This window comes from Candidatus Krumholzibacteriia bacterium (assembly GCA_035268685.1).
Classification (GTDB): domain Bacteria; phylum Krumholzibacteriota; class Krumholzibacteriia; order JAJRXK01; family JAJRXK01; genus JAJRXK01.
Genome location: DATFKK010000087.1, coordinates 1 through 11,902, shown reverse-complemented (window position 1 = coordinate 11,902; position 11,902 = coordinate 1). Strand labels below are relative to the sequence as shown.

Below are 11,902 nucleotides of genomic sequence, written 5' to 3'. Positions count from 1 at the left end.
GTCTAGGGGACGGCCGGCCGCACGTCACGCGACGACGTGGAACCGTTCGTCCCTGTTCGGGAAACGGCGCTCGGGCTACCATGGGGACACTCACTGCCCACACGAGGAGACCGATTGACCACGCCCGACACCGCGTCCGACCGCGCCCGTGACGTCCTGATCCGTGGAGGGTATGCGCCCCGGCAGGTCGAACCCGCCGGGACCGGGAGCCAGCACCACCTGTTCGTGGTCGAACTCGACGACGGACCGATGCGTCTCCTGCGCCTGCCTCGCGTCGAGTTCATCGACCGACTCCGGCCGGTCCTGCAGGCCGAGGCCGAAGCCGCACTCCGCGCTTCCCGCGTGCTGCCGGCTCCGCATCCCGCGGAGTTGCTCCCGGCCATCGACCTGCCCGAGGCCAGCCTCGAACCCATCCTGCCGGGCACACGGGCCAGCGCACTCCGACGAGACACGGGGGGGAATCCCGATCTCAGCCGGATCTGCATCGAGCTGGGCCGCTCCCTGGCCGCCCTCCACCGCGTCGAGCGCGGCCCGGACGATCCCTCGGTGATCCGCACGATCAGCGTGGATCCCCCCGTTTCCCAGACGTGCCTGTTGCACGGGGACGCCCATCTGGGCAATCTGCTGGTCGAGGGCCATGCCCACGACGGCTGGACCATCAGCGGCGTCATCGACTGGAGCTTCTGCGCCTGGGGCCCGCCCGAGGCAGACCTCGTGGAGATGGCGATCTGCGAGGCCGAACCCCGGCCCCATCTCGGCCGTGTGTTCTACGAGTCGTACGTCGACGCCGGCGGACTCCCGCCGCGCGAGCCCGTGTTCCGCGAGCTGCTGGTCCGGGAACTCGAACGCCGCCTGCACGAACACAAGCAGGCGCGCGAAATGGAGGTCCGGGACCGCTGGACCCGTTGGCTCGACGCCCTGCGCCGCCCGGCCGCCGTCGCGACCCAGGTCTTCGCCGTGGGACGCGAACCCGGACGCGGGCTCACCTGATCGCCGTCCGAGAAACGAGGTGGGCCTTGGCCCGCGAGAAACGAACCGCCACGCCGAACGTTCCGCTCATGACGACCACCCTGTGGGATTTCCCTTCGCAGAACTACCGCGGGGGGGCGGGCCGGGGTCGCCAGGGCGATTCCGACTACGCCGGCGCGACGCCGAGCTACGTGATCTGGAACCTCCTGCAGCGCTACACGCGGGAGAAGTGGCTGGTGGTCGATCCCATGGCGGGCAGTGGGACCACGCTCGACGTGGCCCGCGACCTGAACCGTCGGGCACTCGCCTACGACGTCGAGCCCACACGCGAGGACGTCTTCCGCGCCGACGCTCGGACACTGCCCCTGGAGACCGGCAAGGCCGACTTCGTCTTCGTCGACCCTCCCTACTCCACACACGTGAAGTACTCCGGCCGGCCCGAGTGCATCGGCGAGCTCGACGCGCGTCGTGGGCACGCCTACTACGAAGCCATGGAGAAGGTGATCCTCGAGATCCATCGTGTGCTCAAGCCCGAGCGGCACATGGCCCTGTACGTGAGCGACAGTGCGAAGAAGGGCTCACCTCTCGAACCGATCGGGTTCAAACTCTTCTCCATGCTCAGCCAGTTGTTCCTCTGCGAGGACATCGTGGCGGTGGTCCGCCACAACAAGTCGCTCGCGCGCCAGAACTGGCACGATGCCGCGGCACAGGGGAACTTCTTCCTGCGGGGCTTCAACTACCTCTTCATCATGTACAAGCCGAAGCCGGCGAAGAAGGTCTCGGCCCGGTCGGGGCACGGGGCACCGAAGAAGAAGCGTGGTGGACGATCGAAGAAGAAGACCTCTTCCCGCGCCGGGACGGGACACCCCTCGACCCGGCGCCCGAAGGGCCGCCGTTCCGACCGCGACTGAGCCTCGATTCCCGGAGAGACACCATGGCCGTCCAGAAGTGGGAACGCCTGTCGCAGGAGACGGTGGCGCGCACCCGGATCTTCGACCTGACCCTCCAGATGATGCGCAATCCGCGCAACGGTGTGGTCCGCGACATCAACCTGCTCGAGACCCGCGACTGGGTGAACGTGGTGGCCGTGACCACCGGCCACGAACTCGTGCTCGTGGAGCAGTACCGCCACGGCATCGACGACGTCACGCTCGAGATCCCCGGCGGGATCGTCGACCCCGGCGAGGACCCCCGCGACACTGCCGTGCGCGAACTGCGCGAGGAGACGGGGTACGAGGGCACGCATGTCACGTCGCTGGGTGCCGTGCAGCCGAACCCCGCGATCCTGGGAAACCTCTGCCACACCTATCTCGTCGAAGAGTGTCGGTCCGCCCACGACCTGGAGCTCGACGTGGGCGAGGACATCGAGGTGCAAACCATGCCCGTGGGCGAGATTCCCGGCGCGATCGCCAGCGGCCGGATCCGCCACGCCCTGGTGGTGTGCGGGATCTGGTGGCTGGCGACCCGGCGACCCGACCTGTTACCGGGCCTCGGCTAGGAACGCGGAGGACGAACCGCCCGAGGACTATTTCAACAACAGCATCTTCCGGCTCAGCGTCCGCTCCCCCGCCGTGAGCCGGTAGAAGTACGTCCCGCTCGCCAGAGGGCGTCCACGGTCGTCGCACCCGTTCCACGTACTCCGGTGTCGCCCGCCGGGTAGCACGTCGTCGACGATCGTCGCCACCCGGCGGCCACGGAGATCGTAGACCGTGAGCCGGACCTCGGTCTCAACCGGGATCGAGAAGCCGATCGTGGTCGTCGGATTGAAGGGGTTCGGCACGTTCCGTTCGAGGCGGAGCGGCCGTGGCGTCTTCGCGGCGGTGACCGTGCCGCCCGCGTAGCCCAGGTTCACGCACCACGAGTTCAGCGTTCCGGTGTCGAGGCCGGCGTTGTCGCTCACCCGCAGACGCCACGATCCTCCCATGTCCTCGCCGACGAACGCGCCCAGGCCCTCGGCCGGGGTCAGGGGATCGGGGTACCAGCCGACGATGTCGTCGGTCGACCCCCCGCTGCGGTCGTGCAGCACCACCGTCGTGCCCGAGGGCGAGACCAGCTCGACGATCAGGTCTCCCTGGTAGGTGTGGGTGAGGTCCAGGTGCGCCCGGACCCACGTGATCTCGCCGACCGACCCGACGTCCAGGGTCGAGGTCACGCCGCGGACGAAGTCGTCGGGGATGGCCAGCGCCGGCTCGACGCAGGCCTCGGTCTCGTAGACGATCGACAGCTGGAAGTCCATGCCGTCGAGGTGCTCGCCCTCGGCCACCGTGAGCGGGACCGTGCCGACCGAGAAGCCCTCGCGCTCGGCCGTCAGCACGTACTCGCCGGCCCCCAGTTCCGTCAGGAGGTAACTCCCGTCGGCCGCGGTGATCGTACTCGTTCCTCCCGGCGATGCGGTCAACACGACCCCGGAGAAGTCCACCTCGCCCTCGAGCTGCACCGTGCCCCGAACGCTGCCCTGGGTGAGCACGGGAAAGGTCTCGGCGTGGATCTCGTGGCCGGAGGCCAGGAGAAAGGCGCGGACCTCGCCGCCCTCGGTGGGTGTACAGACCAGGGTGTCGTCGACCGACTCCATGCGCCCGAGACCCGGGACGTAGGCCACCAACGTCGCACCCGGGGTCCCGCAACGGGCCACGATCGTGCTCTGCAGGTTCATGCCGAACAGATCCTGGAATCCGAGCTCCGTGCCCACGGTGAGATCGGGTTCCACCAGCGGTGCGGCGGTCACCGTGAGTCCCTCGTCGAACAGGAAGCCCTCGACGGGGTGGGTTCCGCGGACACCGAGCGCAGCGCCGTAGGGATATTCGAGGGTCAGGCTCGCGCGGCCGGCCGAGTCGGTGACGGCAGTGGCGACGTACTCCATCGGATCGCTCACACGGACCTCGACGTCGGCGATCGGTGTCACGCCGTCGTTGCGCAGGACGCGCAGATCGACCTCGGTCGGAATCCCGGCCGGGAATTCGGCGGGTACCATGGTGACCTCACTCGGCGCCGCCACCGGCAACTCGGCCACGTAGGGCACCAGATTCTGCCCGGTCACCACGACCATGGCGGGGACACCGGCCTGCAGGGACTGCAGGTAGTCGATGGTCACGTCCGTTGCGCCAGCGTGGACCGTTGCCGCTCCGAGGAGCGCGCCGTTCTGGCTCACACCCACGTAGCTCCCCGCAGCGGCGGACACGGTGACCGACGTCTGGTTCGCCACCAGGTTGTCGGCATGGACAACGGGATTGGTCGCCGGCACGCCCACGTGCACGGGTAACGACGGATCCCCCATCAGGTTGTAGATGTCCCAGTAGTAGCTCGTCAGCCCGGAGCCGGACTCCTGCACGGCGAGGTTGCCGCAGAAGGCCACGGCGTGCGCCGTCACGTACCACTGAGCCTCGGATTCTCCGTGATCGTGGAAGAGGCCGTCGTAGGCTCCGTGACCCGTACTCTCGAAGGGCATGTCGGCCGTGATGGAAGAGGTCGAGCCGACGCTCCAGTACACGTCTTCGTCCCAGTAGGTCGAGTTCGATCCGCCGATGTACCCGATCGCGCCCCGATCGGGCGCACGCAACCACGACTCGGCGAAGCATTCTCCGTAGTCGTAGGTCGACGTCAGGCAGCAGTTGCCGATCACCAGACCGTACTCGTCGACGTTCTGCAGCCCGGCGATGTCGGACTGCGTGAAGCTCGGATCGGCCCAACTCGTCCGACTGCCGTGCGCGGTGTAGTTGACGAAGCCTCGACCCTGGCTCACCTCGCTCACGATCGACGCGGCGTCGTACTGCGACTGCGGGTAGAGATGGACGTCGGCCGCGATGCCGTGTGCGGCATCGAAGTAGTTGTCACTGCCGTAGTTGATGGTGCCGTTGCCGTGCGTGGGCGCCCAGCTGGCGTCGGCGCCGGCGATCAGGACCACGTCGCCCAGGTAGCTCGGATCGGCCATCGACAGTGTGTCGTAGGTCATCGTCTTGTCGACGATCGCCCGCAGTTCGGACGTGTTCGTGGCCGAGAATCGGCCGTAGTACATGTCGGGGATTCCGTCCCCGTCGACGGTGCAGTAGGGGCGGTCGGTCGCGTTCCCGTCGATCGTCCACGTGGGACATTGGGCCACGTCGCCGACGAAGAGGACGAAGCTCGGTGCCGGTCGCTCCGGCGTCGCCCCGTGGAACAGGCCGTGGAGGTAGTCCTGGATGCTGGTCGTGGTACTGCCGACCCCGGGCGAACCGATCAACCCGACCTCGACGCGGAAGCCGCGCTCGACCTTCCAGGCCAGGAAGTCCTCGAGCACCGGCTCGAACTCCGGCGGGGTGACGACGACGAAGGTCACCTCGTTGCGCACCACGTCCGGATAGGAGTCGTGCAGGCCCTTGCTGGCGGCCAAGCGGTCGTAGATCCCGTCGAAGAAGGGACTCCGGGTGCGGGCGAGCAGATCCGCCGTCGTACCGGAGCGCCCCCCGTCGAACCGCACCCGCAACTGCAGGCTCTCGGCGATCTCCAGGACCCCCGCGACCGGATCGTAGGCCACCGGCTGCACCTCGAGGCGTCCGAAGTCCAGGGCGCGGAGCCTCCCCTGGACGACCATGCGTGCAACGTCGACGTCGTCGAGTGTGACCGGCGTGGCATACGCGTGCTCGTCGAAACGGAGGGGTCGTCGGGTCGGATCCTCGCTCTTGGACAGGCTGGGCTGGGCCGGCATCAGACGGTGGCCGACGCCGATGTCGTCCAGGGGGACCTTTCGGGTCTTCGCCTCGACGACGTCGACGGTCACCGCGGCACCGTCCGGAATCGCCAGCAGGCGGTTCATCACGGGCACGGCCGGGCGCCCGACGTCGCGGCTGCGGTGGAAGCCCGGGATCACCATCTGGGTGAACGTCCCCTCCGAGGTCTCGACGTCGAAGAACCGGAGGCGACCGACATCGACCTCGACCCGGAGCTCGACGCTCGACACCCGGCTCACTCGCATCCCCGGTTCTGAACCGAGGTCGAGGATGAGCGGTGCGGCCGACCAGCCGGGGGTCGCGAAGAACAGCAGGGCCAGGACCGGGAAGAGGGCGCGACGCATAGGGGGCCTCCACGGTGGGTGAATCGACCGGGAGCCGCAATGCCGGTGTCGACGTCGACAGAACGGCGCGACGACTCTAGATCACCGCGAAGGAGGCGAGCCACCGAGGGATCGCTCGCTGTCACACAATCGGTGGAGATCGGCCCGGAATGCCGGACGAAGACGATGCGCGTGCATCAGAGGACGAGCCGACTCGCGGAGTGGAGCCCCGTGGGGTCCCGGCTCCGGGGCGGATCAACCGCCCCAGAAGCCGAGGACGCTGCGGTCGGCCAGGCCCTTCAACGGCGCCCAGTAGAGACCGAAGATCACGGTGGGGATGGCCAGCAGGACGACGAGCACGACGTGGGGCACGGCCAGGCTCAGCGGCCCCTGCTCCGTCGACGGCGTGAAGTACATCGCCTTGGCGATCCGCATGTAGTAGTAGAGGCTCACCACGCTGTTGAGCACTCCGAGGATCGCCAGCCACCACATGCCCATCTCGCCGACGGCCGCGAAGAGATAGAACTTGCCGATGAAGCCGGCCGTCGGCGGCAGGCCCGTCAGGCTGATCAGGAAGACGAACATGGACCCGGCCACGAGCGGCTCGCGGAATCCGAGCCCGGCATAGTCCTCGATGTCCTCGCTGCCCAGGCGGTTGTTCAGAGCGATCACCACGAGGAAGGCCCCGAGGGTCATGATCGCGTAGATCAGCAGGTAGAAGAGGATCGCCTGCAGACCGCTCTGGGTGAGCAGCACGAAGCCCATGAGCAGGTATCCCACGTGGGCGATCGAACTGTAGGCGAGCAAGCGCTTCACGTTGTTCTGCCGTATGGCGGCCAGATTGCCCCAGGTCATGGTCACCGCACTGAGGACGGCCAACACCATGTCCCACTGCACCTCGCGCAGCACCTGGAAGCCAACCGCGCCATCGGCGCCGGTCAGCGTGGTGTAGAAGAAGCGGATCATCAGCGCGAAGCCGGCTGCCTTCGGACCGGCCGCGAAGAGCGCCGTGACCGGCGTGGGCGCACCCTCGTAGACGTCCGGCGTCCAGAAGTGGAAGGGAACCGCACTGATCTTGTATCCGATGCCCGCCATGACGAAGAGGATCGCGACGAGAAGGGTCACGTCGCCCGCCTGGGACACGGCCAGGCCGTCCCGGATCGCGTCGTAACCCGTGGCCCCCGTCAGCCCGTAGAACAGGCTGATTCCGTAGAACATCATGCCGCTGCTCACCGCGCCCCACAGCACGTACTTCATCGCCGCCTCACTGCTGCGCAGACTGAAGCGGGCGAAGCCGGCCATGACGTAGCTGGTGATCGACACGAGCTCGATGGTCAGCGCCAGCATGATCAGGTCGGTGGCACTGGCCATGCTCATCATGCCGAAAGCCATGAGGGCGAGCATGGCGTAGTACTCGCTCTGGTGCTCGCGGTCGCGGCCCATGATCTCGCGACTGCTGTAGCTGAAGATCGCCGCGACCAGTGTGATGCCCAGGAACACCAGACGGAAGAAGTGCGAGAACCCGTCGACGACCATCATCTGGCCGAAGATGTAGTGCTCTCCGACGGGCGGACGAACCAGCGCCACGATCGTGGCCAGCAGCGTTCCCACGATCAACTTCCCGAACACCAACGACGTCCGCCGGGGCAGGATCAGGTCCAGCACCAGACACCCGATGAAGGTGCCGAGCATGATCAGCTCGGGAATGTAGTAGCTCAGGTCGAGCCAGGTGAAGTTCACGGCTCTCGGCTCCTAGCCCGGGATCATCCCGATCAGATGCACCAGCGAGGTCTTGATCATGTCGATCAGCGGCGGCGGGTACACGCCGAAGAGAATCACGACGATGCCGATCGGCACCACGCTCACCAGCTCACGCCGGCTGATGTCGGGCAGGTCGGCGTACTTCTCGTTGGTCGGGCCCAGGAACACGCGCTGCAGCATCCAGAGCACGTAGGCCGCACCCAACACGATTCCGATCGCGCTGACGATGGTCACGGTCTTGTACACGCTGAAGGCGCCGACGAAGACCAGGGCCTCGCCCACGAAGCCGCTCAGGCCGGGCAGACCCAGCGCGGCGAACAGGGCGAGCGAGAACACGGTGGTGTAGCGGGGCATCTGTGTTCCGAGCCCACCGAAACCATTGATCTCGCGGTGATGGGCCCGATCGTAGATCACACCGACCATCAGGAAGAGCATCGCCGTGATCGTGCCGTGGTTGAACATCTGCAGCACGGCGCCGGTGATCCCGGCCTCGTTGAACACGGCCATGCCGAGAAGCACGTAGCCCATGTGGCTGACACTCGAGTAGGCCACGAGACGCTTCATGTCGGATTGGGCGAGCGCGCACATCGCCCCGTAGACGATGTTGATCGCTCCGAGAATCGCAAGCGGCCACGAGAACCAGGCTGCGGCGTCGGGCAGAATGGGGAAGCAGATCCGCAGGATGCCGTAGGTGCCCATCTTCAGCAGAACGCCGGCCAGGATCACACTGACGGCCGTCGGCGCCTCGACGTGGGCGTCGGGCAGCCAGGTGTGGAAGGGAACGATGGGGACCTTGATCGCGAAGCCGATGAACAGACCCAGGAACAGGATGTGCCGGATGTCGGGCGTCGACAACCAGTCCCCGTGGTTCGCCTGGTTCATCATGTGCAGCATGTTGAAGGTGTTCTCGCCGGTGAGCGGATCGCTGATGTTGAAGTAGAACGCGATCATCACCAGCAGCATGAGAACGCTGCCGGCCAGGGTGTAGAGGAAGAACTTGATCGCCGCGTACTCCTTGCGCGGCCCGCCCCAGATCCCGATGAGGAAGTACATGGGTAGGAGCATCACTTCCCAGAACACGTAGAACAGGAAGAAGTCCAGGGCGATGAACACGCCCATCATGCCCGTCTCGAGCAACAGGAAGAGCGCGAAGTAGCCCTTCGTTGCCTTCTGGATCCCCCAACTGGCGATCACGCACAGGAAGCTGAGCAGCGCCGTGAGCAGGATCATGGTCACCGAGATCCCGTCGACCCCGACGAAGTACTCGATGTTGAAGGCGCTGATCCACGAGACCTGCGTGTGGTACTGGATGTCGGTCGTCGTCCGATCGAAACCGATCATCAGGAACACGGCCAGCACCACGGGTACGGCCGTGAACGCCAGGGCGACGTACCGGTGCAACTGCTTCTGCGCAGATGGCAACAGGGTGATCACCACGGCGCCCAACAGGGGCACGAAGGTCATCCAGGTCAGCAGAGAGCTCTCGGCTCCCTGAGCGAGTTCGAGCATGGACCCGTCACCTCTCCGGAAACGAGGACGCGCGTGCGGCGGCTACAGCCAGCCCGCGCGCACCACCAGGATCAACACCACCAGCCCCGTAACGAGGCCCAGGAAATAGTTCTGCACGCGGCCGGTCTGCCAGCTCGAGAGCCAGCTGCCGATCGACCGCAGGACGTCGCCCGTGGCGTTCACGAGACCATCGACGACCCAGCGGTCGGTCTGACCGCTCAGGACCGACGACCAACGCCCCACGGCGCCGACGCCGTTGACGATTCCGTCGATCACGTACTTGTCGAACCACCCGGCCACCGCGGACAGGTTCAGGGTCCCCCGAACGACCGTGGCCCCGTAGAACTCGTCGACGAAATACTTGCCGTACAACCAGCGGTGCACGCCCGGCAGGGCGCGGAGCATGCCCGCGCTACTGATCAGGCGCTGCCCGTAGGTCAGCCAGCTCAGCAGGATGCCCAGGCCGGCCGCGATCAGGCTCATGACCATGGCCCGGCCGTGGGCCACGTGATGGATGTCGTGGTGGCCGTCGTCCGCGTGCGCCCCGGTCTCCGCGGCGTGCGTCGGTGCCGCCGGGGTGGTCTCGGCGTGCGTGTCGACCACGTGCGGGTCCTCGGCACCCGCCGGAACCTCGTGGGCGGCGTCGTCGGCCAGGTGCAGCTCGATGTCGTGGCCGGCCTGCGCCACCGCCGGGTCCTCGACGAAGCGGTCGAACCAACCGGTCCCGGGGAAGCCACCGCCGATCACGGCCAGGATCCCGAGGATCACCAGCGGCGTGGTCATGCGCCAGCTGACCTCGTGGGCGTGGTCGTACTTCTCGCGGTCGCGCGGCTCGCCCAGGAAGGTCAGGAACACGATCCGGAACATGTAGAAGGCGGTGATCGAGGCGGCGAGCAGGGCGAAGACGAAGGGCAGGTAGTGCACCCCGTGGTTCGTCATGCCGAAGGCCAGGGCCGAGGCCAGGATCGCGTCCTTGCTCCAGAACCCCGCGAAGGGCGGCACCCCGCTGATCGCCAGGGTCGACACCAGGAAGGCCAGGAAGGTGATCGGCATCTTCCGGCGCAGGCCACCCATCGATCGCATGTCCTGAGTGTGGTGCATTGCGTGGATCACCGCCCCCGAGCCCAGGAAGAGGCAGGCCTTGAAGAAGGCGTGTGTGGTGAGGTGGAACATCCCGGCCATGACGCCACCCACGCCCACGGCCATGACCATGTAGCCGAGCTGGCTGATGGTCGAGTAGGCCAGCCCGCGCTTGATGTCGGTCTGCACGATCGCGATCGTCGCGGCGAAGATCGCCGTGACGCCCCCCGTGTAGGCGATCACCATCAGCGCGTCGGGCGAGAAGAGTGGGAAGAGGCGCGCGACCATGTACACACCGGCGGCCACCATGGTCGCGGCGTGGATCAGGGCCGACACGGGCGTGGGACCCTCCATGGCGTCGGGCAGCCACACGTGCAGTGGCACCTGCGCGCTCTTGCCCACACAGCCCAGGAAGAGAAGCACACCGGCCCAGGTCAGGGTCGACCCACCGATCAGGCCCTCCTGAACCCCCTCGAACAGGGCACCGTACTGGAACTCGCCGATCGCCGTGAAGAACAGCAGGATGCCCAGGAAGAACCCGAGGTCCCCCACCCGGTTGACCAGGAAGGCCTTCTTGTTCGCGTTCGCCGCGGAGTGCTTGAAGAAGAAGAACCCGATCAGCACGTAGCTGGCGATTCCCACCAGCTCCCAGAACACGTACAGGAAGAAGAGCGAGTTGCTGAGCACCAGGCCCAGCATGGAGAACGTGAACCAGCCCAGGAACGCGAAGTAGCGCGAATAGCGCTGGTCTCCCCACATGTAGCCGCTGCTGAATAGGTGGACCACGAAACTCACCGTGGTCACGACCACCAGCATCACGGCCGACATCCCGTCGAGCAGGATCCCGAAGTCGATCGAGAACCCGGCCACGGTCAGCCAGTTCCAGCTCTGCTCGATCGGTGTGTCGTGGGTCCAGAAATGCGCGAAGATCCGCAGCGCCAGGATCCAGGTCACGCCCAGCAGTCCGATGCCCAGCCAGTCACCCCGCCGCGGCAGCCTCTCGCCGAAGAAGAAGAGCAGGACATAGCTGAGGAGCGGCAGCACGAGGATCGCGATCGCGCTCGTCATCAGGGGGTCCATGTGACTTCCCTCTCCCGGTCAGTTCCGCAACCGGTCGACCCGGTCGACGTGCACGGTGTTGAAGTTGCGGAAGACGGCCAACACGATGGCCAGGGCCACCGCCGCCTCGGCGGCGGCGATCACGATCACGAACACGGCCATGAGCTGACCGGTGAGCCCACCGGCTACGTAACGCCCGAAGGCCACGAAGTTCAGAGCGGCCGCGTTCAGCACCAGCTCCACACCCATCAGGATCACGATGGCGTTGCGCCGGCTCAGGATGGTGAACACCCCGGCGGCGAGGAAGAAGGCCGACAGCACGAGGTAATGCGTGAGTCCGACGCTCTCCATGCTACTCGTCCTCCTCCGACCGGCGCTCGCGGGTGATCATGGCGGCTCCGATCATCGCCATGAGCAACAGCACGCTGGCGAACTCGAAGGGATACAGGAATTCGGTCAGGAAGCCCCGCCCGATCTCCTTGGTGGTGGGTGTGATCT

The 11,902-nt window shown here is 66.6% G+C and carries 9 protein-coding genes; 3 read left to right on the top strand and 6 right to left on the bottom strand.

Going from position 1 to position 11,902, the window contains the following annotated elements; translation table 11 throughout:
• Positions 1-114 precede the first annotated feature (114 nt).
• Genes VKA86_08545 through VKA86_08535 form a run of 3 tightly spaced genes read left to right on the top strand, consistent with a single transcriptional unit; the run spans position 115 to position 2,467 of the window.
• Positions 115-990, top strand: coding sequence for a phosphotransferase (locus tag VKA86_08545; GenBank protein HKK71254.1), 876 nt, complete (start codon positions 115-117; stop codon positions 988-990).
• A 26-nt stretch (positions 991-1,016) separates the two neighbouring features.
• Complete coding sequence (locus tag VKA86_08540) at positions 1,017-1,880, top strand: DNA methyltransferase (protein ID HKK71253.1); 864 nt, start codon at positions 1,017-1,019, stop codon at positions 1,878-1,880.
• Positions 1,881-1,903: 23 nt separating this feature from the next.
• Positions 1,904-2,467, top strand: coding sequence for an NUDIX hydrolase (locus VKA86_08535; protein HKK71252.1), 564 nt, complete (start codon positions 1,904-1,906; stop codon positions 2,465-2,467).
• 27 nt (positions 2,468-2,494) lie between these two features.
• Here the strand turns inward: VKA86_08535 and VKA86_08530 are convergent, their stop codons facing one another.
• From VKA86_08530 to VKA86_08505, 6 genes are all read right to left on the bottom strand, one after another.
• A complete protein-coding gene (locus VKA86_08530; protein ID HKK71251.1) occupies positions 2,495-6,016 on the bottom strand; it encodes a C25 family cysteine peptidase in 3,522 nt (1,173 codons plus the stop codon).
• A gap of 234 nt (positions 6,017-6,250) precedes the next feature.
• Positions 6,251-7,735 carry an NADH-quinone oxidoreductase subunit N gene (locus VKA86_08525; protein ID HKK71250.1) on the bottom strand — a complete coding sequence of 495 codons (1,485 nt, stop codon included), beginning with the start codon at positions 7,733-7,735 and terminating at the stop codon, positions 6,251-6,253.
• A 12-nt stretch (positions 7,736-7,747) separates the two neighbouring features.
• Positions 7,748-9,265 (bottom strand): NADH-quinone oxidoreductase subunit M, encoded by a 1,518-nt coding sequence (locus VKA86_08520; protein HKK71249.1) that lies wholly within the window; start codon positions 9,263-9,265, stop codon positions 7,748-7,750.
• A gap of 42 nt (positions 9,266-9,307) precedes the next feature.
• Positions 9,308-11,425, bottom strand: coding sequence for an NADH-quinone oxidoreductase subunit L (nuoL, locus tag VKA86_08515; GenBank protein HKK71248.1), 2,118 nt, complete (start codon positions 11,423-11,425; stop codon positions 9,308-9,310).
• An 18-nt stretch (positions 11,426-11,443) separates the two neighbouring features.
• On the bottom strand, positions 11,444-11,755 hold the full coding sequence (nuoK, locus tag VKA86_08510) for an NADH-quinone oxidoreductase subunit NuoK (GenBank protein ID HKK71247.1): 312 nt from the start codon (positions 11,753-11,755) through the stop codon (positions 11,444-11,446).
• Between the two features lies 1 nt (position 11,756).
• Positions 11,757-11,879 carry a hypothetical protein gene (locus VKA86_08505; GenBank protein HKK71246.1) on the bottom strand — a complete coding sequence of 41 codons (123 nt, stop codon included), beginning with the start codon at positions 11,877-11,879 and terminating at the stop codon, positions 11,757-11,759.
• Positions 11,880-11,902 lie beyond the last annotated feature (23 nt).

Excerpts from the sequence above, each read along its gene's own strand:
- nuoK (HKK71247.1), bottom strand. The coding sequence starts at position 11,755 with ATGGAGAGCGTCGGACTCACGCATTACCTCGTGCTGTCGGCCTTCTTC.
- VKA86_08530 (HKK71251.1), bottom strand. The coding sequence starts at position 6,016 with ATGCGTCGCGCCCTCTTCCCGGTCCTGGCCCTGCTGTTCTTCGCGACC.
- VKA86_08535 (HKK71252.1), top strand. The coding sequence starts at position 1,904 with ATGGCCGTCCAGAAGTGGGAACGCCTGTCGCAGGAGACGGTGGCGCGC.
- nuoL (HKK71248.1), bottom strand. The coding sequence starts at position 11,425 with ATGGACCCCCTGATGACGAGCGCGATCGCGATCCTCGTGCTGCCGCTC.
- VKA86_08520 (HKK71249.1), bottom strand. The coding sequence starts at position 9,265 with ATGCTCGAACTCGCTCAGGGAGCCGAGAGCTCTCTGCTGACCTGGATG.